General features: G+C 62.1%; 24 protein-coding genes and 5 tRNA genes. 27 read left to right on the top strand and 2 right to left on the bottom strand.

Annotated elements, in window-relative coordinates:
- Window positions 1–6 precede the first annotated feature (6 nt).
- From fabD to GEV02_RS29135, 25 genes are all read left to right on the top strand, one after another.
- A complete protein-coding gene (fabD, locus tag GEV02_RS29015) occupies window positions 7–948 on the top strand; it encodes an ACP S-malonyltransferase (protein WP_152841319.1) in 942 nt (313 codons plus the stop codon).
- 45 nt (window positions 949–993) lie between these two features.
- On the top strand, window positions 994–1,740 hold the full coding sequence (gene fabG / locus GEV02_RS29020; protein WP_152841320.1) for a 3-oxoacyl-ACP reductase FabG: 747 nt from the start codon (window positions 994–996) through the stop codon (window positions 1,738–1,740).
- A gap of 156 nt (window positions 1,741–1,896) precedes the next feature.
- Window positions 1,897–2,136 (top strand): acyl carrier protein, encoded by a 240-nt coding sequence (gene acpP / locus GEV02_RS29025; protein WP_008449912.1) that lies wholly within the window; start codon window positions 1,897–1,899, stop codon window positions 2,134–2,136.
- Between the two features lie 30 nt (window positions 2,137–2,166).
- Window positions 2,167–3,414 (top strand): beta-ketoacyl-ACP synthase II, encoded by a 1,248-nt coding sequence (gene fabF, locus GEV02_RS29030; protein ID WP_008449908.1) that lies wholly within the window; start codon window positions 2,167–2,169, stop codon window positions 3,412–3,414.
- A gap of 163 nt (window positions 3,415–3,577) precedes the next feature.
- On the top strand, window positions 3,578–4,003 hold the full coding sequence (locus GEV02_RS29035) for a protein YgfX (RefSeq protein WP_152841321.1): 426 nt from the start codon (window positions 3,578–3,580) through the stop codon (window positions 4,001–4,003).
- Between the two features lie 77 nt (window positions 4,004–4,080).
- Window positions 4,081–4,683 carry an RNA polymerase sigma factor RpoE gene (rpoE, locus tag GEV02_RS29040; RefSeq protein WP_328595942.1) on the top strand — a complete coding sequence of 201 codons (603 nt, stop codon included), beginning with the start codon at window positions 4,081–4,083 and terminating at the stop codon, window positions 4,681–4,683.
- Window positions 4,684–4,743: 60 nt separating this feature from the next.
- A complete protein-coding gene (locus GEV02_RS29045; RefSeq protein WP_235923029.1) occupies window positions 4,744–5,091 on the top strand; it encodes a sigma-E factor negative regulatory protein in 348 nt (115 codons plus the stop codon).
- Window positions 5,092–5,224: 133 nt separating this feature from the next.
- A complete protein-coding gene (locus tag GEV02_RS29050) occupies window positions 5,225–6,742 on the top strand; it encodes a Do family serine endopeptidase (protein WP_408014867.1) in 1,518 nt (505 codons plus the stop codon).
- Between the two features lie 113 nt (window positions 6,743–6,855).
- On the top strand, window positions 6,856–7,098 hold the full coding sequence (locus GEV02_RS29055) for a glutaredoxin family protein (RefSeq protein ID WP_152841347.1): 243 nt from the start codon (window positions 6,856–6,858) through the stop codon (window positions 7,096–7,098).
- Window positions 7,099–7,350: 252 nt separating this feature from the next.
- Complete coding sequence (gene lepA / locus GEV02_RS29060; protein WP_008449896.1) at window positions 7,351–9,144, top strand: translation elongation factor 4; 1,794 nt, start codon at window positions 7,351–7,353, stop codon at window positions 9,142–9,144.
- Window positions 9,141–10,058 (top strand): signal peptidase I, encoded by a 918-nt coding sequence (gene lepB / locus GEV02_RS29065; RefSeq protein ID WP_152841322.1) that lies wholly within the window; start codon window positions 9,141–9,143, stop codon window positions 10,056–10,058. The genes lepA and lepB overlap by 4 nt, the downstream gene beginning before the upstream one ends.
- Window positions 10,059–10,096: 38 nt before the next feature.
- Window positions 10,097–10,486, top strand: a complete 390-nt coding sequence (locus GEV02_RS29070) for a DUF4845 domain-containing protein (RefSeq protein ID WP_070360846.1) — start codon at window positions 10,097–10,099, stop codon at window positions 10,484–10,486.
- Between the two features lie 21 nt (window positions 10,487–10,507).
- Complete coding sequence (rnc, locus tag GEV02_RS29075) at window positions 10,508–11,320, top strand: ribonuclease III (protein ID WP_152841323.1); 813 nt, start codon at window positions 10,508–10,510, stop codon at window positions 11,318–11,320.
- An 11-nt stretch (window positions 11,321–11,331) separates the two neighbouring features.
- Entirely contained in the window at window positions 11,332–12,234 is a 903-nt protein-coding gene (era, locus tag GEV02_RS29080) for a GTPase Era (RefSeq protein WP_008449886.1), read from the top strand.
- A gap of 10 nt (window positions 12,235–12,244) precedes the next feature.
- Complete coding sequence (gene recO, locus GEV02_RS29085) at window positions 12,245–13,129, top strand: DNA repair protein RecO (protein WP_152841324.1); 885 nt, start codon at window positions 12,245–12,247, stop codon at window positions 13,127–13,129.
- Window positions 13,130–13,150: 21 nt separating this feature from the next.
- Window positions 13,151–13,912, top strand: coding sequence for a pyridoxine 5'-phosphate synthase (gene pdxJ, locus GEV02_RS29090; RefSeq protein WP_152841325.1), 762 nt, complete (start codon window positions 13,151–13,153; stop codon window positions 13,910–13,912).
- Window positions 13,909–14,304, top strand: a complete 396-nt coding sequence (acpS, locus tag GEV02_RS29095; RefSeq protein ID WP_152803556.1) for a holo-ACP synthase — start codon at window positions 13,909–13,911, stop codon at window positions 14,302–14,304. The genes pdxJ and acpS overlap by 4 nt, the downstream gene beginning before the upstream one ends.
- A gap of 7 nt (window positions 14,305–14,311) precedes the next feature.
- Window positions 14,312–16,180 carry an excinuclease ABC subunit UvrC gene (gene uvrC, locus GEV02_RS29100; RefSeq protein ID WP_152841326.1) on the top strand — a complete coding sequence of 623 codons (1,869 nt, stop codon included), beginning with the start codon at window positions 14,312–14,314 and terminating at the stop codon, window positions 16,178–16,180.
- A 96-nt stretch (window positions 16,181–16,276) separates the two neighbouring features.
- Entirely contained in the window at window positions 16,277–16,861 is a 585-nt protein-coding gene (gene pgsA, locus GEV02_RS29105) for a CDP-diacylglycerol--glycerol-3-phosphate 3-phosphatidyltransferase (protein WP_008449877.1), read from the top strand.
- Window positions 16,862–16,914: 53 nt separating this feature from the next.
- The gene (locus tag GEV02_RS29110; RefSeq protein WP_152841327.1) at window positions 16,915–18,897 is read left to right on the top strand and encodes a DUF6351 family protein; all 1,983 of its coding nucleotides are present in this window, start codon (window positions 16,915–16,917) and stop codon (window positions 18,895–18,897) included.
- A 71-nt stretch (window positions 18,898–18,968) separates the two neighbouring features.
- Window positions 18,969–19,044: transfer RNA gene (locus tag GEV02_RS29115), tRNA-Gly, on the top strand.
- 64 nt (window positions 19,045–19,108) lie between these two features.
- Window positions 19,109–19,184, top strand: a tRNA-Gly gene (locus GEV02_RS29120).
- Window positions 19,185–19,229: 45 nt separating this feature from the next.
- Window positions 19,230–19,305, top strand: a tRNA-Gly gene (locus tag GEV02_RS29125).
- 56 nt (window positions 19,306–19,361) lie between these two features.
- A tRNA-Cys gene (locus tag GEV02_RS29130) sits at window positions 19,362–19,435 on the top strand.
- A gap of 17 nt (window positions 19,436–19,452) precedes the next feature.
- Window positions 19,453–19,528: transfer RNA gene (locus tag GEV02_RS29135), tRNA-Gly, on the top strand.
- Between the two features lie 58 nt (window positions 19,529–19,586).
- Here GEV02_RS29135 and vapC read toward each other — a convergent pair.
- Window positions 19,587–19,988, bottom strand: coding sequence for a type II toxin-antitoxin system tRNA(fMet)-specific endonuclease VapC (gene vapC / locus GEV02_RS29140; RefSeq protein WP_152841328.1), 402 nt, complete (start codon window positions 19,986–19,988; stop codon window positions 19,587–19,589).
- Window positions 19,989–20,219, bottom strand: a complete 231-nt coding sequence (gene vapB / locus GEV02_RS29145; protein WP_152841329.1) for a type II toxin-antitoxin system VapB family antitoxin — start codon at window positions 20,217–20,219, stop codon at window positions 19,989–19,991.
- 199 nt (window positions 20,220–20,418) lie between these two features.
- On the opposite strand from vapB, the gene GEV02_RS29150 reads away from it, so the two are divergent.
- Window positions 20,419–20,859 carry an FKBP-type peptidyl-prolyl cis-trans isomerase gene (locus GEV02_RS29150; protein ID WP_152841330.1) on the top strand — a complete coding sequence of 147 codons (441 nt, stop codon included), beginning with the start codon at window positions 20,419–20,421 and terminating at the stop codon, window positions 20,857–20,859.
- A 231-nt stretch (window positions 20,860–21,090) separates the two neighbouring features.
- Window positions 21,091–24,090, top strand: coding sequence for a TonB-dependent receptor (locus GEV02_RS29155; protein WP_152841331.1), 3,000 nt, complete (start codon window positions 21,091–21,093; stop codon window positions 24,088–24,090).
- Window positions 24,091–24,097: the final 7 nt, after the last annotated feature.

Genomic DNA, 24,097 nt, shown 5'->3' on the forward strand with positions numbered 1-24,097 from the left:
TGAAGTATGACTAAATTTGCTTTTGTATTTCCAGGCCAGGGTTCGCAAGCGATCGCGATGATGGACGGCTTTGCCGGCAATCCGGTGGTGGCACAGACCATCGCCGAAGCATCCGATGCGCTGCAATTCGACCTCGGCAAGCTGATCGCCGAAGGTCCGAAGGAAGAGCTGGACCTGACCACCAACACCCAGCCGGTCATGCTGACCGCTGCGGTCGCCGTCTACCGCGCATGGATCGCCGCCGGCGGTCCGCTGCCGTCCATCGTTGCCGGTCACAGCCTGGGTGAATACTCGGCGCTGGTGGCTGCCGGTGTGATTTCGTTCAAGGATGCCGTGCCGCTGGTGCGCTTCCGCGCGCAAGCGATGCAGGAAGCCGTGCCGGTCGGGCAGGGCACCATGGCCGTCGTGCTGGGCCTGTCGGACGATGATGTCCGCGCCGCCTGCGTCGAAGCCGCTGACGCCGTGGCCGGTTCGGTAGTCGAGGCCGTCAACTTCAACGCGCCAGCGCAGGTTGTGATCGCCGGCGAAACCGCCGCGGTCGAGCGCGCCTGCGAGATCGCCAAAGCCAAGGGCGCCAAGCGCGCCATGAAGCTGCCGGTGTCGGCGCCGTTCCACTCGTCGCTGCTGAAGCCGGCCTCGGACCGTCTGCGCGACTACATGGAAGGCTTGACGTTCTCGGCGCCGCAGATCGCGCTGATCAACAACGTCGATGTCGCCGTGCTGACCGATCCGGCCAGCATCAAGGACGCGCTGGTGCGCCAGGCCGCCGCGCCGGTGCGCTGGGTCGAAACCATGCAGAAGGTCGCCGCCGAAGGCATCACGCAAGTGGTCGAGTGCGGACCTGGCAAGGTGCTGATGGGCTTGACCAAGCGCATCGACGCCACTCTGGTCGGCGACGCGATCACCGATCAAGCATCGCTGGAACGCGTGTTGACCCTGCTCAAATAAGCAGCCGGGTCTTCAGGCACACTCCCTAAACGTTTAAGGAACACCATGAATTTAGCAAATCAAGTTGCCCTGGTTACGGGCGCATCGCGCGGCATCGGCAAGGCCATTGCCCAGGAGCTGGCCCGTCAAGGCGCCCGCGTGATCGGCACCGCCACCACCGAAGCCGGCGCGGAAGCGATCTCGGCTTATCTGGCCGAGTTCGGCGCCGAAGCAGGCAAGGGCATGGTACTCAACGTCACCGACCCTGAGCGCTGCGCCACCGTCATCGACGAGATCACCAAGACCTTCGGCGCCGTCGGCATCCTGGTCAACAACGCCGGCATCACGCAGGACCAGCTGGCCATGCGCATGAAGGACGAAGAGTGGGACAGCGTCATCGCCACCAACCTGAGCTCGGTCGGCCGCCTGTCGCGCGCCGTCCTGCGCGGCATGATGAAAGCCAAGACTGGGCGTATCATCAACATCACTTCGGTGGTGGCGTCCTCCGGCAATCCGGGCCAGATGAACTACGCCGCCGCCAAGGCCGGCGTGGAGGGCATGGGTCGCGCGCTGGCGCGCGAGATCGGCAGCCGCAACATCACCGTCAACAGCGTGGCGCCGGGCTTCATCGACACCGACATGACCAAGGGCCTGGGCGAAGAGCAGCACGCTGCCCTGTTGACGCAGATCCCGCTGGCACGCCTGGGCAAACCCGAGGATATCGCCGCCGCCGTCGCCTTCCTGGCGTCGCCGCAAGCAGCGTATATTACCGGCACCACCCTGCACGTGAACGGCGGGATGTACATGAACTGATGTGTTCCGGTGGCGTAAAATCCACCGGTTCTCGTCTTTTAGCAGTGATTTCGGATTAGTTGTAGGCAAATACGCAGCAGCTACCGAAATTAGTTTTTCAGTGCGCAAACCTGATAAAATGCGCGCTTTCCGTAACAAACAAAATGGAGCCATAACATGTCGGATATCGAACAACGCGTTAAGAAAATCGTCGCTGAGCAACTGGGCGTCGCCGAAGCAGACATCAAGATCGAATCCTCGTTCGTCGACGACCTCGGCGCTGACTCCCTGGACACCGTTGAACTGGTGATGGCCCTGGAAGACGAATTCGAAATGGAAATCCCTGACGAACAAGCAGAAAAGATCACCACCGTGCAGCAAGCGATCGACTACGCTACCGCCCACGTCAAGGCGTAATTTCTGCCCGATCGACTTTAGGAGAATCGCTTGAGAGGTTCTAAAAACCGTCGTGTTGTCATCACCGGCCTGGGCGCCGTGACCCCGGTCGGCAATACCGTTGCCGAATCGTGGGCCGCGATCACCGAGGGTAAATCCGGGATTGCCAACATCACCAAGTTTGATGCGCAAGCTTTCACCACCAAGTTCGCCGGTGAAGTCAAAGGCTTCAATATCGAGGATTACATCCCCGCTAAGGAAGCGCGCCACATGGATACCTTTATCCATTACGGCATGGCAGCCGGCATCCAGTCGGTGCAAGACTCCGGTATTGTCGTCACCGAAGAGAATGCCGATCGCATCGGCGTCATCATCGGTTCCGGTATCGGCGGCCTGCCGCTGATCGAAGCCACCAAGGAAGAGTACGACAAGCGCGGTCCGCGCCGTATCTCGCCTTTCTTCGTGCCTGCCTCGATCATCAATATGATCTCGGGCAACCTGTCGATCAAGTACGGCATGCGTGGTCCTAACCTGTCGATCGTCACGGCCTGCACCACCGGCCTGCACTGCATCGGCGCGGCCGCCCGCATGATTGAGTACGGCGATGCCGACGTCATGGTGGCCGGCGGTGCGGAATCGACCGTATCGCCACTGGGTCTGGGCGGTTTCGCCTCGGCCCGCGCGCTGTCGACCCGCAACGACGACCCAGCGACCGCGTCCCGCCCATGGGACATGGACCGCGACGGTTTCGTGCTGGGCGAAGGCGCCGGCGTGATGGTGCTCGAAGAGTACGAACACGCCAAGGCACGCGGCGCCAAGATCTACGCCGAGCTGCTGGGGTTCGGGATGAGCGCAGACGCTTATCACATGACCTCGCCATTGGAAGATGGCAGCGGCGGCAGCAAGTCCGTGATTGCAGCGCTGGCCAACGCCGGCATCAATCCGGACCAGGTGAACTACCTGAACGCACACGGCACGTCGACCCCGCAGGGCGACGTGGCGGAAGTGCAGGGCATCAAGCGCACCTTCGGCGCGCACGCCAAGAACATGGTGATCAATTCGACCAAGTCGATGACCGGTCACCTGTTGGGCGGCGCCGGCGGCCTGGAAGCAGTGTTTACGGTACTGGCGGTACACCATCAGGTGTCGCCTCCGACCATCAACATCTTCAACCAGGACCCTGCTTGCGACCTGGACTTCTGCGCCAATGTGGCCCGTCCGATGAAGATCGAGTATGCAGTCAAGAACTCGTTCGGCTTCGGCGGCACCAATGGCAGTCTGGTGTTCGGCAAGATCTAAAGTCCGTAAAAGTTCGACCCCGCGTTGAACTAATCCACGCAAGCCCTGTCCAATCAGGGTGAGCGTGGATTCGGCGCCGGCATTCGCCGGCGCCAGAATTGCCCGGCCTTCGCGGCCGGCGCTTCCGAGTGTAATCCCCTTTGTTGTTGTGCGCCCGCTGCCCATGTCGATTGCGGTCTCTGTCATCGTTCGCCCCTCGTCCGGCTTGCGCATCGTGCATGCCGGCCTGTGCTGCTGCGTGATGGCCTCGGCCGCTGCATGTCCGGGCTGGTGCGCGCCGCTGCTGTGTGTGCTGGCAGGCGTGCTCGGCTGGCGCGGGCGGCCGCATCGTAATGTGTGCCAGCTTGATATTTCCGGTGTCGGCCAGTTGCGGCTGGCGGTATACCGGGAGCACGGGGTGGCCCTGCGCCTGCTTGAAGGTTCGACCATATGGCCGGGCCTGCTGCTATTGCGGCTGGGCGGCGACAGCGGCAGGGTGCAGGTGCTGAGAGTGCTGCCTGACAGCGTCACGCCCGCCGACTGGCGCGCTTTGTCGCTGGCCTGCCGGGCCATCACCGCACGTGCTGAAATAAAAACGCGAACACTGTGAACTTCTTGCAGCGGGCTAACTCTATAGCATATGGCTACAGAATTCGGCCACGCTGCAGGCCATCGAGGAATGCAGGAGTGACGACAGAACGTGAGTGTGACCAGGTGCTGGTGGACCGGGTGCGGGATGGTGACAAGCAGGCGTTTGATTTGCTGGTGGCGAAGTACCAACGCCGGCTGATGCGCCTGCTGTCGCGCATCGTCCACGATCCGGCCGAAGCCGAGGATGTGGTGCAGGAGACGTTTATCAAGGCCTATCGCGCGCTGCGGCATTTCCGCGGCGACTCGGCCTTCTACACCTGGCTGTATCGCATCGGCATCAACACCGCCAAGAACTTCCTGGCCACGCAGGGGCGCCGCACGCCCACGTCGACCGAAGCCGACGCCGAACAAGCCGAAGCCTTTAACGATGGCGAGCATTTGCGCGACATCAATACGCCGGAGTCCATGCTGGCGAGCAAGCAGATCGCCCAGACCGTCAACGCGGCGATGGATGCCTTGCCCGTGGATTTGCGTACCGCGATCGCCTTGCGCGAGATCGAGGGACTGAGCTATGAGGAAATCTCCGACATCATGTCCTGTCCCATCGGTACCGTACGCAGCCGTATCTTCCGCGCCCGCGAAGTCATCGCCGAAAAATTGAAGCCTTTGTTGGACTTGCCTGTTGACAAGCGCTGGTAAGGCGAGAATGATGGCAAGTGTTATTGGCAACTGGCAATGCGCCTGCGGCAGGCGCGGCGGATGTGTTTTGACATGGCGGGATACGCGATGGATACCCAGAAAAGACTGCACGAAAACATCTCGGCGCTGGCCGACGGTGAGCTGGCGGACAGTGAGCGCGAGCTCGCCCTGGCGGCGCTCGACACGATGGAAGGGCAGGCGGCCTGGCGCGCCTACCATCTGGCCGGCGACGTGCTGCGCGACCAGGCCAGTGGCGCGTTAAGCGATGGCTTCAGCGCTTCGCTGGCGGCCCGCCTCGCGGCCGAGCCTGCCTACACGGCGGCAGCCACATCGGCCGAACGCGGGCCCGACCCGTCGGCGCCCGCACCCGACCAGGCCGAGTCGCCGGCGGATGTCATCTTGCCCTGAAACGCATACGCTTATAACATCGCTGAGCGCGCCATCTGGCGACTTTTCGCTTACCATACGCTAGCCTTAGCCTCGCGCAACCTTGCCGGCGGGGTACTTGCGTTCCGGAACTTTACAAAGACTGATACTTTCCATGAAAAATAATTTCGCTGCTGGTAGTAAAACTCTTTCCGCGCTGCTGGTCAGCGCAAGCGTATGGATGTCGCCGGCCGTGCTCGGCATGGCTCCCGCGACGGCCGCCACGCCGGTCACGGGCGCCGTCATCGGCCTGCCTGATTTTGCCGACCTGGTCGACCGCGTCGGTCCGGCGGTGGTCAATATCCGCACCACCGAACGTCTCAAGCTCAGCGGCCGCGGCAATGCCGACGGCCAGCCGGGAGAAGAAGAAATGCAGGAATTCCTGCGCCGCTTCTTTGGCGGCGCGCTGCCGCAGCCGGGCAGCCCGGGCGGCAAGGCCGTGCCGCGTGGCCGCCGCCAGGCGCCGTCCGATGAGCCGGTGCAGCGCGGCGTCGGTTCCGGCTTCATCCTGTCGGCCGACGGCTATGTGATGACCAACGCCCACGTGGTCGACGGCGCCGACGAGGTGTTCGTCACGCTGACCGACAAGCGCGAGTTCAAGGCCAAGGTGCTGGGCGCCGACGCCCGCACCGACGTGGCCGTGCTGAAGATCGAGGGCGACAAGCTGCCCTTCCTGGTGATGGGCGATTCGGACAAGATCCGCGTCGGCGAATGGGTGATCGCGATCGGTTCGCCGTTCAACCTGGAGAACACCGTCACCGCCGGCATCATCTCGGCCAAGCAGCGCGACACCGGCGACTACCTGGCGCTAATCCAGAGCGATGTCGCGGTCAATCCCGGCAACTCGGGCGGCCCGCTGATCAATATGCGCGGCGAAGTAATCGGCATCAATTCGCAGATCGCCACGCTGTCGGGCGGCTCCAACGGCATTTCCTTCGCCGTGCCGATCGACGAGGCGATCCGCGTGTCGGAGCAGTTGAAGAAAAACGGCAAGGTCACGCGCGGCCGCATCGGCGTGCAGATCGGTGAAGTCAGCAAGGAAGTGGCGGAGTCGCTGGGCCTGAAGAACGCGCAGGGCGCCGAAGTGTCGCTGGTCGAGCCGGGCGGTCCCGCCGACAAGGCCGGCATCAAGGCTGGCGACATCATCCTCAAGTTCAACGGCGTGCCGGTCACGCGTTCGTCCGACCTGCCGCGTCTGGTGGGTGGCACGGCGCTGGCCAGCAAGGCCACCGTCACCGTGTGGCGCAAGGGCCAGCAGCTGGACCTGCCTGTCACCGTGGCCGAACTGGAAGCGGACAAGACCGTCAAGGTCGGCAAAGGCAAGGGCGGCAAGGCCGAGCCGGAAGTAACCAAGGCCAATGCGCTGGGCTTGAAGGTCAGCGATCTGACCGCCGAGCAGAAGAAGGACTTGGGCGTCGATGGCGGCGTGGTGGTCGATTCGGCCGAGGGCGTGGCCGGCCGCGCTGGCGTGCTGGAGGGCGATGTGCTGCTGCAGTTGAATAACATCGAAGTCAAGGACGCCAAGCAGTTCAACGCGGCCGTGGCCAAGCTCGACGCGAAGAAGCCATCGGTGCTGCTGGTGCGCCGCGGCGAAGTGGCGCAGTTCGTTTCCGTGCGTCCTAGCGCGAAGTAAGATAGTCGGCCGTAGCGCCGTCGTCCTCGCGAACGCGGGGACCCATGCCGAGCGTGCTCAGCATGGACTCCCGCCTGCGCGGGAGTGACGGCGGCCAGGCCGTCGCACACGCCATGCATTTCACTCTCTACTCCCGCAGCTACTGCCACCTCTGCCAGGACATGCTGGACGCCCTGATGCGTCTGCAAACCCCGTCCCAACCCATCACCGTCGACGTCATCGATGTCGACGCCGACGACGCCCTGGTGGCGCGTTTCGACGAACTGGTGCCGGTGCTGTACGCCGACCTGTCCCAGCCTGAGCTGTGCCACTACTTCCTCGACGAAGCCAAAGTGCGCGAAGTGCTTAATAAATAAGCATTTTCGCCGCATTTTTTGCCTCAAAGCCTTAAGCAATATGCATTTCGCACTGCATAAGTCGGCCTTTCCCCTCTGAAATCCGGTAAAATGCGGGGGTAGAAAAGCTTCCGTTTTGCTTTCAGTGGCTGTCATCAAGGCGCTCGCCAGGGCATTACCGCCCCGCTCGGAGCGCTTTTTTCGTATTGCGCGCAGCTGTTGTGAGCTGTATTTGCGCCCCGTCGTTTCAAACCCGTTTTTGAATATTTGTTAATGAACAACATACGCAATTTTTCCATCATCGCCCACATCGACCACGGTAAATCGACCCTGGCGGACCGCATCATTCAATTGTGCGGTGGCTTGTCCGAACGCGAGATGGAGTCGCAAGTGCTCGATTCGATGGATCTGGAGCGCGAGCGCGGCATTACGATCAAAGCCCAGACCGCAGCCCTGCAATACAAGGCCCGTGACGGCATCGTCTACAACCTGAACCTGATCGACACCCCCGGCCACGTCGACTTCTCCTATGAAGTGTCGCGCTCGCTGTCGGCCTGCGAAGGCGCGCTGCTGGTGGTCGACGCCTCGCAAGGCGTGGAAGCCCAGACCGTGGCCAACTGCTACACCGCGCTCGACCTGGGCGTGGAAGTGGTGCCGGTCCTGAACAAGATCGACTTGCCGAACGCCGATCCGCCGACCGCGATCGCCGAGATCGAAGACGTGATCGGCATCGAAGCCGGCGACGCCGTCCACTGCTCGGCCAAGACCGGCCTGGGCGTGGAAGACGTGCTGGAATCGATCATCGCCAAAGTCCCGCCGCCGAAGGGCGACCCGGACGCGCCGCTGCAGGCGCTGATCGTCGACTCGTGGTACGACCCGTATGTGGGCGTGGTCATGCTGGTGCGCGTGATGAACGGCACCCTGAAGCCGAAAGACAAGATCAAACTGATGGCCACCGACTCGCTGCAGCTGGTGGAAGACGTCGGCATCTTCGCGCCGCGCTCGGTCTCGCTGCCGCAGCTGTCGGCCGGCCAGGTGGGCTTCATCATCGCCGGCATCAAGGAGTTGAAGGCCGCCAAGGTGGGCGACACCGTCACCCTGGCCAACCGCCCGGCGCCGGCGCCGCTGCCAGGCTTCAAGGAAGTGCAGCCTCAGGTGTTCGCCGGCCTGTTCCCGGTCGAGGCCAACCAGTACGACGCGCTGCGCGACTCGCTGGAAAAGCTCAAGCTGAACGACGCCGCGCTGATGTACGAGCCGGAAGTATCGCAGGCGCTGGGCTTCGGCTTCCGCTGCGGCTTCCTCGGCCTGCTGCACATGGAAATCGTCCAGGAACGCCTGGAACGCGAATTCGACATGGACCTGATCACCACGGCCCCGACCGTGGTGTACGAAGTGGTCATGCGCGACGACAGCATCATCAAGGTCGACAATCCGTCCAAGATGCCGGAGCCGACCAAGATCAACGAGATCCGCGAGCCTATCGTCACGGTCAACCTGTACATGCCGCAAGAGTACGTCGGCTCGGTGATTACGCTGTGCATCGGCAAGCGCGGCGTGCAGATGGACATGGCTTACCACGGCCGCCAGGTCAAGCTGGTCTATGAAATGCCAATGGGCGAGATCGTGCTGGACTTCTTCGACAAGCTGAAATCCACCTCGCGCGGTTACGCGTCGATGGACTACGAGTTCAAGGAATACCGCGCGTCCGACGTGGTCAAGGTCGACATGCTGATCAACGGCGAGAAGGTTGATGCGCTGGCCATCATCGTCCACCGTTCCAACTCCGCCTATCGCGGCCGCCAGGTGGCTGCCAAGATGCGCGAACTGATTCCGCGCCAGATGTTCGACGTGGCGATCCAGGCCGCCATCGGCGTCAATGTGATCTCGCGCGAGAACGTCAAGGCGTTGCGCAAGAACGTGCTGGCCAAGTGCTACGGTGGCGACATCAGCCGTAAGAAGAAACTGCTGGAGAAGCAAAAAGCAGGTAAAAAACGCATGAAGCAAGTGGGCTCGGTAGAGATCCCACAAGAAGCGTTCCTGGCAATCTTACAAGTGGACGACAAATGAACCTGCAAGTGATCTTAGGTAACTTTGCTTTAATCCTGTTCGTACTGATGGTGATCACCGGTGTGATCTGGTTCCTGGATGTGTTCTACCTGGCCAAGCAGCGCCGGGCCGCCGCCGACCGCGCGCTGGCCGACTACGACGCCCGCAACGCCAAGCTCACCGCCGACGGCATCAAGGTCGACAACCTGGGCAACCGCGCCGCGATCGAAGCGAACCTGCTGCGCCAGCCGACCTGGATCGAGTACTCGGGCAGCTTCTTCCCGGTGATCGCGCTGGTGTTCTTCCTGCGCTCCTTCCTGTTCGAGCCGTTCAAGATCCCGTCGTCGTCGATGGTGCCGACCCTGCTGGTGGGCGACCTGATCCTGGTGAACAAGTTCACCTACGGCATCCGCCTGCCGGTGATTAACCAGAAGATCGTGCAGATCAACAACCCGCAGCGCGGCGACGTGATGGTGTTCAAATATCCGCTGGATATGACCCAGGATTACATCAAGCGCGTCATTGGCGTGCCGGGTGATAAAATCACGTATGAAAACAAGCGCTTGACGGTCAATGGCATGGAAGTGAAATACGCGCCGCTGGACGACTATCTCGACGACGAACACTTGCAGTACAACAAGCAGTTCCAGGAAAACCTGACCGGCGTCAGCCACCGCATCCTCAACAACGAGGCGGCGCCTACGTTGAGCCTGGATGGCGTGAAGAAGTTCCCTTACAGCGAAAACTGCACCTACAAGTACGAAGGCTTTACTTGCGTGGTTCCGCAAGGCAACTACTTCATGATGGGCGACAACCGCGACAACAGCGCGGACAGCCGCTACTGGGGCTTTGTACCGGACAAGAACATTGTCGGTAAGGCTATCGTGGTGTGGATGAACCTGGGCAATCTGCGCCGCATCGGCAGCATCCATTAAACGTCCACTTAGCGCACACTCGGTCGAAAGGGAATAAGATGCAATCAGGCTTGAAACGGCAGAACGGCATTTCCCTGGTTGGCTTGATCTTCGTGCTGGCCGCGCTGGGCTTCATCGGCGTGCTGGCGCTGAAGATCGTGCCGACCTACACCGAGTATCGGGCGATCCAGAACGCCATCGTCACGGCCAAGGCCACCGGCGGTTCCGTGCTGGAGATGCAGAAATCGTTCGACGCCAATGCGACCACCGGCTACATCAGCTCGATCACCAGCCGCGATCTGCTGATCGCCAAGGAAAACGGCGAATTCGAAATCAGCTTCGCCTACGAAAAGAAAATCCCGCTGGTCGGACCGGCCAGCCTGCTGTTGGAATACCAGGGCACGACGTCGAAAAACGGCGTGCCGGCTCCGGCCAAAACCGATCAATAAAGTAAAGAACCGTACAGAACAATGAATCTTCAGTTATTGCAAAACCGTTTAGGCTATACGTTCCAGGATGCTGGCCTGTTGCAGCAAGCCTTGACGCACCGTAGCCATAGCAGTTTGCATAATGAACGACTGGAATTCCTGGGCGATTCGATCCTGAACTGCGTGGTGGCGTCCATCCTGTACGAGCGCTTCGTGGCGATCGACGAGGGCGACCTGTCGCGCCTGCGCGCCAACCTGGTCAAGCAGCAATCGCTGTACGAAATCGCGCAAAAGCTGGAGCTGTCGCAGTTCCTGCGGCTGGGGGAAGGGGAGTTGAAGTCGGGCGGTTTCCGCCGTCCTTCGATCCTGGCCGACACGCTTGAGGCGCTGTTAGGCGCCATTTTTTTGGATGGCGGCTTCAACCCCGCGCGCGACGTGATCCGGGCCTTCTACATTCCTATCCTGGAGTCGGTTGACCCGCAAACCCTGGGCAAGGACGCCAAGACCCTGCTGCAGGAATTCCTGCAAAGTAAAAAGATTTCCCTGCCGCTGTACAATGTGGTGGCCACCCATGGCGCCGCGCACAGCCAGGAATTCGAAATCGAATGCCTGGTGCCCAAGCTGGGCATCCAGGTCTACGGACGCGGCGGCAGTCGCCGCGCCGGCGAACAGGCCGCCGCCAAACTGGCGCTGGAAGTGGCCGAGCAAACGTTGGTCAAGACCCCGGCCGCCGGCCGCAAGGCCAAGCCACGCGCTGCCCAGCTGAAGCTGGCCGGCATCGCCACCGTGCAGACGACCGAGGCCGCGGTTGATAATGAACCGTCGCCACCGCCTGCCAAAGCAGCAAACAAGTAAAGAGAACTGAAATGAATACCGAAACGACCTCCGCCAACTTCCGTTGTGGCTATATCGCCATTGTCGGCCGCCCCAACGTGGGCAAATCGACCCTGATGAATACCCTCATCGGCGCCAAGGTCAGCATCACCTCGCGCAAGGCGCAAACCACGCGCCACCGCATCACCGGCATCCAGACCCATGACGACGCCCAGTTCATCTACGTCGACACGCCGGGCTTCCAGACCCGCCATTCGAACGCGCTGAACAACACGCTCAACAAGACCGTCACCAACACGCTGATCTCGTCGGACCTGATCCTGTACGTGATCGAGGCCGGCACCTTCGGCCCGGCCGACCAGCAGGTGATGGATCTGCTGCCGAAAGAAGTGCCGGTGATCCTGGTCATCAACAAGGCCGACCGCGTGCGCGACAAGGCCGCGCTGATGCCGTTCGCCCAGCAGGTCGCTTCCAAGCATGAGTTCGCGGCCATCGTGCCGGTGTCGGCCAAGCTGCGCTTCCAGCTGGACGGCCTGGAAAAAGAAATCAAGAAACTGCTGCCGGAAAACCAGCCGATCTTCGGACCGGACGACATCACCGACCGCAGCGAGAAATTCCTGGCGTCGGAAATCGTCCGCGAGAAGCTGTTCCGCCTGGTCGGCGACGAGCTGCCGTACACCAGCACCGTGCTGATCGAACAATTCGAGCAGGAGGGCGACCTGCGCCGTGTGTTCGCCGCCATCCTGGTCGAGCGCGACACGCACAAGTCCATGGTCATCGGCAACAAGGGCGCGCGCCTGAAGGAAGTCTCGACCCAGGCCCGCCTGGACATGGAACGCCTGTTCGGCGGCCCGGTGTACCTGGAAATCTGGGTCAAGGTCAAATCCGGCTGGGCCGACAACGAAGCGGGTCTGCGCGCCTACGGCTACGAATAAAAGAGAGGCGATGTCCACCACCACGCTAGACGCCGACATCGCAGCGGCACCGTTGCAGGCCGAGCCTGAGGCGGAGCGTGAAGTGGTGCCCGCCCCGGCGCCGGCCGCAGCTGTTGCTGCACCGGCCGCTGCAGCCGCCGCACCGGCCAGGCGCCCGCGCGCACCGTCGCGCGAGCGCACCTTCGGCACCAAGGTCGCCGGCCAGCCGGCTTTCGTCCTGCACAGCTATCCCTACAAAGAAACCAGCCTCATCATCGACCTGTTCACGCGCGACTTCGGCCGCGTGGCCCTGATCGCCAAGGGCGCCAAGCGCCCGCACTCGCAGCTGCGCGGCGTGCTGCAGACCTTCCAGCCGCTGTCGTCGAGCTGGGTCGGCAAATCCGAACTGCGCACGCTGACCGACGCCGAATGGGTGGGCGGCATGCTGCCGCTGGAGAAAACCGCGCTGCTGTGCGGCTTCTACCTCAACGAGCTGCTGGTCAAGCTGCTGGCCCGCGACGACGCGCACCCGCGCCTGTTCGACCACTACGTCGCCACGCTCAACCAGCTCGCCCACAACGAACCTGCGCCCATCGTCTTGAGAAAATTCGAACGGGCCCTACTTAAAGAGACAGGCGTCGCCGCCGACCTGACCCGCTGCATCGAAACGCGCCGCGCCGTGCAGGCCGACGTGGTCTACGTGGTGGACCCGGAACGCGGCCCGCGCCCCGAGCGCGCCGCCGATGCGTGGCCGCGCGTGGCCGGCAAGACCCTGCTCGACATGGAAAGCGAAGACTACCAGGACGCCGCCACGCAGGCGCAGAGCAAGCAGCTGATGCGCTTCCTGCTGGCGCACCACCTGGGCGGCGCGCCGCTGAACACGCGCCAGATCCTGATCGACTTGATGCAGTTATAACTAGATAAACGGTATAAACTAATGAGCTTCCTGCAACCCTCCGGTACCATCATCGACCTTGGCGTGAACATCGACCACGTCGCCACCTTGCGCAATGCCCGTGGTACCACGTATCCAGACCCGATCCGCGCCGCGCTGCTGGCCGAGCAGGCCGGCGCCGACTGCATCACACTGCACCTGCGCGAAGACCGCCGCCACATCAAGGACGCCGACGTCATCGCGCTGGCGCCGCAGCTGCTGACCCGCATGAACCTGGAAGCCGCCGTCACGCAGGAGATGATCGATTTCGCCTGCCGCATCAAGCCGGCCGACGTCTGCCTGGTGCCGGAGAAGCGCACCGAAGTCACCACCGAAGGCGGCCTCGATGTCGTCACCCACTTCAACGCCGTGCAGGCCGCCGTCAAGCAGCTACAGGACGAAGGCATCCGCGTCAGCCTGTTCATCGACGCCGACGAAGCGCAGATGAACGCCACCGCCGAAATCGGCGCCCCGGTGATCGAACTGCACACCGGCCGCTATGCCGACACCGAAGGCGCCGAGCAGGCCGCCGAGCTGGAACGCATCCATCGCGGCGTGCTGTATGGCGTATCGAAAGGCTTGAAGGTCAACGCCGGCCACGGCCTGCACTACACCAACGTGCAGGCGATTGCCGCGATCCCGGAAATCGCCGAACTCAATATCGGCCACGCCATCGTCGCCCACTCGGTGTTCGTCGGCTGGGAAAACGCCGTGCGCGAGATGAAGGCCATCATGGTCTCGACCCGCCTGGGCGCAAGAAAATGATTTACGGTATAGGCACCGACATCTGCAAAATCCCGCGCATCGAGGCGGCGCTGGCGCGCCATGGCGACCGTTTCGCCGCCAAGATCCTCGGCCCGCAGGAGATGGAAAAGTATTTGGCGCGTAAAGCCAAGCACGCGGCGCGCGGCATCCGCTTCGTCGCCACGCGCTTCGCCGCCAAGGAAGCCTTCTCCAAGGCCATCGGCCTGGGCATGCGCATGCCGATGACGTGGCCGGCCGCGCAGATGCTCAACGCGCCCAGCGGCAAACCGATGATCGTGTGCAGCGGCGTGCTGAAGGAATTCATGGACAAGAACAAGCTGTCGGCCCAGGTGACGGTCAGCGACGAGGAAGAATACGCCGTCGCCTTCGTCATCGTCGAACAGGCGCAGTGAGACAAGTATGACTGAACTGGAAGTGGAAACCAGCGCGCCCGACCCGCGCGAACAAGTGCTGGCCACCGTGGCCAAGCTGCCCAACCTGCCGGGCGTGTACCGCTATTTCGACGCCGACGACAAAGTGCTCTACGTCGGCAAGGCGCGCGACCTGAAGAAGCGCGTCTCCAGCTACTTCCAGAAAAACCTCAGCAGCCCGCGCATCGCCATGATGGTCGAGCGCATCGCGCGGTTGGAAACCACCGTCACGCACAGCGAAGCCGAGGCGCTGATCCTTGAGAATAACCTCATCAAGGCCCTCAGCCCGCGCTTCAACATCCTGTTCCGCGACGATAAATCCTATCCCTACCTGAAGATCACCGGCGGTGACGCGCCGCGCATGGTCTACTACCGTGGTGGCGTGGACAAGAAGAACCAGTATTTCGGCCCGTTCCCCAGCTCGTGGGCGGTCAAGGAATCGATGCAGATCCTGCAGAAGGTGTTCCTGATCCGCACCTGCGAGGACAGCGTGTATTCCAACCGCACGCGCCCGTGCCTGCTGCACCAGATCGGCCGTTGCAGCGCACCGTGCGTGGACCTGATCAGCAAGGAAGACTACAAGGTCGATGTCGACAACGCCGCGCGCTTCCTGCGCGGCCGCCAGAGCGAGGTGATGGCCGACCTGGAAAAGAAAATGCACGGTTACGCCGCCGAGCTCAAATTCGAGCAGGCCGCCGGCGTGCGCAACCAGATCCAGTCGCTGTCGCGCGTGCTGCACCAGCAGAGCATGGAGACCACCGGCGACGCCGATGTCGACATCATCGCCGTGCTGGTGCAGGGCGGCCGCGCCTGCGTCAACCTGGCGATGGTGCGTGGCGGCCGCCACCTGGGCGACCGCGCCTACTTCCCGACCCACCTGGGCGACGCCGAGGCGATCGCCGAGCAGGCGATTGAAGTCGAGGTGCTGGCGGCCTTCCTGGCGCAGCACTACAGCGAGAAGTTCATCCCCGGCACGCTGATCCTGAATATCGAGTTCGACCACCCGGCGCTGATGCAGGCCTTGCAGGAGCAGTGCGGCCACCGCATCAACCTGATCTTCCAGCCGCAGGACCAGCGCCGCAAATGGCTGGAGCTGGCGCAGAAGGGCGCCGAGATCTCGCTGGCGCGGCTGCTGTCGGAGCAGGGCTCGCAGCAGTCGCGCACGCGCGCGCTGGTGGAGGCATTGCAGCTGGAGCCGGAAGACATCGACGCGCTGCGCGTCGAATGCTTCGACATCTCGCACACGCAGGGCGAGGCCACGCAGGCCTCGTGCGTGGTGTTCCACCACCACCAGATGCAGAACGGCGAGTACCGCCGCTACAACATCAACGACATCACGCCCGGCGACGATTACGCGGCGATGCGCCAGGTGCTGTTCCGCCGCTACGAAAAGGTCGCCAACGGCGACGGCGTGATGCCGGACGTGGTGCTGATCGACGGCGGCAAGGGCCAGATCGAAATGGCGCGTCAGGTGTTCGCCGAGCTGGGACTCGATATCAGCCTGATCGTCGGCGTGGCCAAGGGGGAAGGGCGGCGCGTGGGCCTGGAGACGCTGATGTTCGTCGACGGCCGCGCCTCGCAGGAGCTGGGCAAGGAATCGGCGGCGCTGATGCTGGTGGCGCAGATCCGCGACGAGGCGCACCGTTTCGCCATCACCGGCATGCGCGCCAAGCGCGCCAAGACGCGCCAGACCTCGCGCCTGGAAGAGATCGAAGGCATAGGCGCCAAGCGCCGCCAGCGCCTGTTGGCGCGCTTTGGCGGCCTGCGTGGCGTGGTCGACGCCAGCGTCGAGGACTTGAAGCAGGTTGAAGGCATCTCCAGCGCATTGGCGGAAGAGATCTACAAGCAACTGCATTAGGGCATGCACAGCAACAGTGCGCTGGTTTAATGTGCGGCGGCAAGGTAGACTAGCGGCGCATTAACAATTTTCACGGCCGCACTAATTTTCGAGCTTATGCCCTTCAATATACCGATACTGTTGACCTGGTTGCGCGTTGCGCTGATTCCGCTTGTGGTGGGCGTCTACTATCTGCCCACCACTGTCCTTCCCGTTGCGGATCAAAACCTGGCGGCCACGCTGGTGTTCATCGTTGCCGCCGTCACCGACTGGTTCGACGGTTTCCTGGCCCGCCGCTGGAACCAGACCTCGGCCTTCGGCGCTTTCCTCGACCCGGTCGCGGACAAGCTGATGGTGGCTGGCGCCTTGCTGGTGCTGGTGCAGCTCGACCGCGCCAATGCCGTGCTGTCGTTCGTCATCATCGGCCGCGAGATCGCCATTTCGGCGCTGCGCGAGTGGATGGCGCAGATCGGCGCGTCGAAATCGGTGGCGGTCAGCTCGCTGGGCAAGATCAAGACCACGGCGCAGATGATGGCCATTCCGCTGTTGCTGTTCCATGACGTGCTGTGGGGCGCCATCGACACCCAGTTCTGGGGCTCGCGCCTGCTGGAAGTGGCGGCCGTGCTGACGGTGTGGTCGATGTTCTACTACCTGCGCCTGGCCTGGCCGCTGATTAAGGAAAAAGCGGGTACGCTGAACTAATAACAAAATGCTATGATCTGGTGAGGTCCACACCACCAGATCAGGAGCACGCGATGGCGTTCTGGAGATTCCTGGCCGCTTGCGCGGCAACCGCAATCTGCCTGGCAGCGCAGGCGCAGCAACAACAACCTTTCGTCTGCCGCACGCAGGAAGCAGGCCTGGGCCAGCCCAGCGTCGACAACCAGGACGGTATCGGCCACCCCGTGGTCGATGAAGCCAGCGGCGCCATCGTCGGCTACAGCCGCAATTGCAGCATCGCGACGCGGGTCGAGTACTTCTACCTCGCCGGCAATCGCTTCAAGCCATTCGATCCCGCCACCGGCTACGCGGCGCCTCCCCCAGACCTGACGACCTTTAAGCGCAACGGCGCGGCCGTGCCGTTCGTGGTGCGGGTTGAAGTGGGCACCATCAACCGCTTCGTCTACACCATCGCCATGCTGGCGCCGGCGGCCAAGCCCGAGCCGGCGGCCTGGAACCGCAAGCTGGTGTACTGGCTGGGCGGCGGTGTCGGCATCGGCCATCATCAAGGCTCGCCGCTGTGGTTCAAGCCCGGAGGCTTGAGCGGCAACGAGCGCCAGTTGATGGTGCCCATGCTGGAGCAGGGCTACGCCATCGTCAGCTCGACCGGCAATGAAGCCGGCGTCCATTACAACATGCGCCTGGCCGGGCAGACCGCCTTGCTGACCAAGGCCCGCTTTGTCGAAGCTTATGGCGCGCCGCTGTTCACCATCGGCCTGGGTGGATCGGGCGGTGCGGTGCAGCAGTACCTGTTTGCACAAAACCATCCCGGTTTGCTGGATGGCGGCATTCCGCTCCAGTCCTATCCGGACATGATTACGCAGACCATCCCGATCTCGGATTGCCCGCTGTTGAGCCAGTACTTCAAGGACGAGGTGGCGCTCGATCCCGCGTCGCCGTGGGCCAGGTGGAGCAATCAAATCGCCATCGAAGGCATGAACGCCAGCGATGGCGCGCGCCACGCGTGGACCGGCGGCGCCGGTTCGACCGAGTGCATCAACGGTTGGAAGATGGCGATCGTGACGGTGCTGAACCCGCGCTACAAGGACGACCGCTACGACCTGGCCGCGACCTTCTACCGCTATCCCGCCGGCGCCTTCGACAAGGTGAAATGGACGCACTGGAACGACCTGGCCGATATCTACGGCACCGACAGCCAGGGCTACGCTCCGATCTCCATCGACAACGAGGGCGTGCAGTACGGCTTGAAGGCGCTGGCGCAGGGCGTGATCGGTGTCGACGAATTCCTGCGCCTCAACGCCTGCGTAGGCGGCTGGAAGGAGCAGGCCGACTTCGTGGACTGGCAGGGCAAGGACGACCCCTACGACAGCCGCAACATGCTGCGGAGCGCCACCTGCCGCGATCCGGAGGGCACGCCTGCGCCACGCCGCAGCGGCAGCGTGGAGGCGATGCGCAAAGCCTACAGCACGGGCCAGGTGTTCACCGGCCAGCGCCTCGGCATCCCGATGATCGATCTGCGGCCTTATCTTGAGCCGGAGCTGAACATGCACAACGCGCGCCAGGCCTTCTCGGTGCGGGCGCGCCTGCTGGGCGCCAATCGCGCCGAGGCCAAACGCCAGGTGATCTGGTTCACCCGCTCCGAGGCAGATATGCAGGGCAGGGTGCTGGAAGCCTTGTCGACTATGGATCGGCTGCTGAGCGGCGGCCCGGCGCCGGCCGAATTCACCGACCGCTGCATCGATACCGGCGGCGCCGTCATCGCCGCCGGGCCGTCGGTGTGGGACGGCATCCTGGACGCCAAACCTCCGGGCGCCTGTTCCAAAGCCTTCCCGCTGTTTTCCAGTCCGCGCATGGTGGCGGGGGAATCGATCAAGGGCGATGTCTTCAAGTGCGCGCTGAAGCCGGTCGCGCAGGCGCTGCGGGACGGCAGCTATCCCGCCGGCGTGGAATGGACGGCGCAGCAAAAGGCCAGGCTGCAACGGATATTCCCGCATGGCGTCTGCGATTACAGCCGGCCGGACCAGGGCCGGCCGCAGGTTTTGGAGCGCAATCGATAAGATTGATATCAAGACCATTGACAGGCGTCATGGATCCTCTATAATGCTGGCCTGTTGTTGATGACAGCGACGCGGGAGTAGCTCAGTTGGTAGAGCGCAACCTTGCCAAGGTTGAGGTCGAGAGTTCGAGACTCTTCTCCCGCTCCAAGTTATCAAGAACAAGTAGCACTGGCAATAACGGCAGCTAGCTGCTAGAATGTTGGACTCCAATGCGGGAGTAGCTCAGTTGGTAGAGCGCAACCTTGCCAAGGTTGAGGTCGAGAGTTCGAGACTCTTCTCCCGCTCCAGTTTCTTCGGAACTGGTTGGCGCAGTAAAAATCAGTAACTCCAATGCGGGAGTAGCTCAGTTGGTAGAGCGCAACCTTGCCAAGGTTGAGGTCGAGAGTTCGAGACTCTTCTCCCGCTCCAGAATTCCGGATCGCAGCGCGTAACCCCGCTGTGCGTCTCAGTAAAAAGTTTCCTCTGGCGAGGTAGCAAAGCGGTTATGCAGCGGCCTGCAAAGCCGTCTAGGTCGGTTCGACTCCGATCCTCGCCTCCAGACAATTTGAACTCCAAGCGGGAGTAGCTCAGTTGGTAGAGCGCAACCTTGCCAAGGTTGAGGTCGAGAGTTCGAGACTCTTCTCCCGCTCCAGTATGTAGAAGGGCAGCCGATGTGGCTGCCCTTTTTGCGTTTGCCAGTATTCGCGCATCTACAGAGTCCAATCCTCCACGCGAAGTCCAGGCACGCGTTCAAATTCGCTTTGATTGGTGGTGACGACGATCAGGCCGCGTGAACGGGCATGGCCGGCGATCATCTGGTCATAGGGGCCAGCTGGCGTCCCAGCCCGGGCCAACTCTGCGCGGATCTGTCCAGCGTGTGCGGCGGCATTGCTGTCAAAATCCAATACCTCCAGGCGGGCCGCGAAGCCTTCCACTTCCACCAAGTTTCGCGTCGGATGGGCGGATTTCTCCACGCCGTAGAAAAGCTCCATCAAGGTAATCGTGCTGATGCACATCAAGCCATGCTGCCGAATGAACATCTCGCGAACAGGGGCCGGCTTGTTCCTGATGGTGAAAATGCAGATGTTGGTATCAAGCATGAACTTGAGCATTTAAAAAGATTCCCTCTCTTGTTCGGCGGGCTGCTCGCGTTCCAGCATGAAGTCAGCGGAGATTCCCGGGCCGTCAAACCAGCTTTCCCAGGATTCACCCGCAGGCGTAATGATCCTGGTTCGGCCCAGCACGACGACATCAACCCGCTTCACGTCTTCAGGAAACGCCACCGCTTTGGGTAAGCGGATGGCTTGGCTGCGATTGTTTTGAAAAATGGCGCCTTGTTCCATCACTTTTCTCCATGGTATATACAATAAACATATCCCATTGTAGTGTGCATTCGGGATATGTCAATCGCACTCAGACAAGGCGGTCAAGCGTGCCGCGCGCTGGCAGGAGCGTGAACGATCAGCCATAATGCGCCGGCATCCGGGCCTCATGAGAGCCCCAAGCGACCTCTCTATTTGCACTTCTAAACGAAAGAACACCATGAAACAGCTGCTGTACTCCTGCGTTATCGGCCTGACCCTGACCTTCGCCCTGGCGGGCTGCGACCGCCCTAAGGCGCCGCAAGCGCCTGCGGCCGCTGCCGTGCCTATGCAAAAGATCGATATTGTCGTCGGCACCGGCAAGGATGCAGCGGCCGGCGTCACCGCCGTCGTCAACTACACCGGCTGGCTGTACGAGCCGGCCGCAGCGGCGCAGCATGGCGCCCAGTTCGATTCCTCCGTCGGCCGCGGACCGTTCAGCTTCCGGCTCGGCGCCGGACAAGTGATTCCGGGTTGGGATGAGGGCGTCCAGGGCATGAAAGTCGGCGGCAAACGCACGCTGATCGTACCGGCCAGCATGGGCTACGGCGAAAACGGCGCAGGCCCGATCCCGCCGAACGCCAACCTGATCTTTGACGTGGAACTGCTGGACGTCCGTTGATGATCGATGTTGTAATTTCGTAACGAAACGAAACATCGCAACCCGTCAATATCGCGAAACGAAAGATATTATCACTTAAAACCTGACGAATTCCTCCGGATATTTTCTTTTCATTGACTAAAACCTTATTTAATTTTAAGGTTTATTCAGGTAAAGCTTACGAAAACGAAAGCTTTAGCCGCGTTGTATTCCGCAAAAACTTATATTCGCAAATAAGAACGGAGACTATGCATGAAGAAAATACCGAAGGCAGGTAACACTGCTGCGCGGCTATCGCTGCTCGTCCTGAGCCTGCTGTCCGGCATCGCCGGAATCAACGGCGCATACGCCCAGTCGATCACCGGTGGTTTGTATGGCGCGGTGCCGGTGGGCGCGAGTGCGAACCGGGTGACCGTCACCAGCGAGCAGACCGGCTTCAAACGCGAACTGCCGCTTGACGGACAAGGCCGCTACAAGACCTCGGGCCTCAACCCCGGCTTGTACACCGTGACGCTCAGGCAGGGGGAGCAGGTGATCGCCGTCCGGCAGGTGAGCGTGAAGCCCAACAGCGACACGGCCGTGCTTGCCGTGACGGCGGAAAACCAGGGCGGCCCGGACGCGCTCGCCACTGTGACCGTGGCCGGCAACTCGGCCCAGACCATGGTGCTGCCCATCGACGTCAACACCCCGGAATTATCCAGCCACTACAGCCGGGAGCTGATCAACAGCCTGCCTCTCCTCAACGGCAACGCCGAATCGATTGCGCGCTTGCGCTCCAACGTGCGCTACGACCAGAACACGACCGGGCTGGTCCAGCTGGGCGGGGCGTCGCCGGCGGAAAACCGCTACTACCTCAACGAATTCGACACCACCAATGACCGCACGCTGCTGGGCGCCAACCGCCTGCCGCGCGAGGCGATCCAGGAAACCGAGGTGATGGCGGGCAGCTTCGGCGCCTCGTGGACCAATGCCACCGGCGGCATCATGGCGCAGACGGTGCGCCAGGGCTCGAACAAATTCGAGGCCGGCTATGCGATGTATTACACGCCGGCGACATCGGCCACCTTGATGCCGGCGGAAAAGGATATACGCAACGGGCAGGGCGATTACTACCGCTATTCCTCGAACAACCGCAGCGAGGCGAGCACGACGAATTACCTGTGGGCGTCGGGGGCGCTGGTCAAGGACAAGCTGTTCGCCTTCGTGCTGCTGGGTGACCGGCTGCCATCGCGCAGCTACACCTTCAGCCAGAATCGCGAGTCAATCGCCAGTTCGCAAAGCAAGAACCTGCTGCTGAATCTGACCTGGAACATCAACGATGACCACACGCTCAATCTGACCGGCTCGCGGACGTGGAGCAGCATCAGCACCGACACCTATCGCCTGCTGAAGGACTACACCACGCAGGTCGGCGCCTTTTCGTCCAGTTCGTATGCGCCGGTGACGGAGCGCATGCTGATTGCCAATTACCACGGCAACCTCACGCCCAACCTGGAACTGCGCTTGATGGGCGGCTTCCTGGGACAGCTCAACGATCGCGCCCACGGCGCCGAAGACATCCCCTATGTCGACGCCTACAACAGCCAGACCCAGAAGACCAGCAACATCGGCATACAGGACCGCACCGTCAATTTTCGCCCCGACGATTACTGGCGGCGCGGCTACAAGGGCGACCTGAGCTGGAGCCTGGACAATCACAAGATCGTGTTCGGGGCCGAGTACTACCAGCACTTTCTCGGCCAGGACTGGCACACGCCGCAGGCTGGCTGGTACACCTATTACGACCGTCCCAACACCGTGCAGCTGCCCAATGGCGAGCAGGTCGGCGGCAAGTACGTCGGCTACTATTTCAACCATGAGTTCGGTCGCATGGTGTCGATCAACAAGGCGGCCTATCTTGAGGATTACTGGAAAATCGGTAAAGGCGTGATGCTATACGGCGGCCTGCGCTTCGACAAGTTCGTCAACAAGGACGCGCTGGAGCGCCCGCTGTTCTCGTTCCCGACCACCTCGCCGCGCCTGGGCTTGTCGTGGGATGTGCATGGCGATTCCAGCCTGAAGGTCGGGGCCAACCTGGGGCGCTATTCGCTGTCCATGCCATCGAACTTCAGCTTCGGCGTCGCCGAGTCCCACCTCGAACAGCGCAAATGGTACCGTTACAGCGGCATCGACCCCAACACCCAATTGCCGCTGGGCCTGACGCAGATAGGTTCCACCTACACCGCGCCCGGCCATGACGGCACGCCGCCGGCGGCAGACCAGGTGGCCACCACCAACCTGAAAGCGCCTTACCAGAACGAGCTGCAGCTGTACGCGCAGAAGGCGTTCAACCGCCACTGGGTAGGCCAGGTCGACTTCGGTTATGCCGAGCTGAAGCGCGTCATCAACTCCACCTGCTACGGCCAGGGCATAGGCAAGTATGCCAATACCCACGGCTATCCGAACTATCCGAGCGACTACGAATGCTTCGAACTCAATCCTGGCGAGGACGTCACGGTCACGCGCGATTTCCGCGGCGATGGCAAGCCGGTATCGCTGACCATACCGGCTGCCGAATTCGGCCTGCCCAAACCCAAGCACAAGTACATCCACCTGACCTTCGATGCGAGCCACTCGCGCAGCGCCGGCGAGCCGTGGTACCTGAACCTGAGCTATACCTGGACCCGTTCGTTCGGCAATGACAATGGCTTCCTCAATCTGGAAAACCGGAACGCGGGCTATATCGGCCAGACCGGCGTCTACGATTTTCCGGAGACGACGCGCGGCGCCAGCGGCAATCTGACCAACGACATCCGCCACGCGTTCACCGCATCGAGTGCCTATTACTTCCCGAGCGGCCTGCGCACCAGCGGCATACTCAGCATGCACAGCGGCGAGCCGGTCAGCTGCTTCGGCCTCAATCCCGACGTCAACAGCCTCTCTTACAACTGGGGTTCGTGGGGACACTACTGCGATGCCAGCACCAACCCGGTCGGGGTCAAGACGGCGGGCACCAGCGGCCGCCTGCCGTTCTTCTGGCAATTCGACATGGGCGTGGGCTACGACATGACGATAGGCGCGCACAACAAGCTGAGCCTGGACCTGAGCATCCAGAACCTGTTCAACCGGCGCGGCATCACCGACCGTTACAACACCTACAGCGCCGACGTGAACGCCGACAACACCATCGTGCCGGATGTGAACTGGGGCATACCGAGCCAATATCAAACGCCGCGCAGGGCCTCGCTGGTGCTGCGCTATCAATACCGTTAATCGTGAC

It is taken from the genome of Rugamonas aquatica (assembly GCF_009380215.1).
GTDB lineage: Bacteria > Pseudomonadota > Gammaproteobacteria > Burkholderiales > Burkholderiaceae_D > Rugamonas > Rugamonas aquatica_B.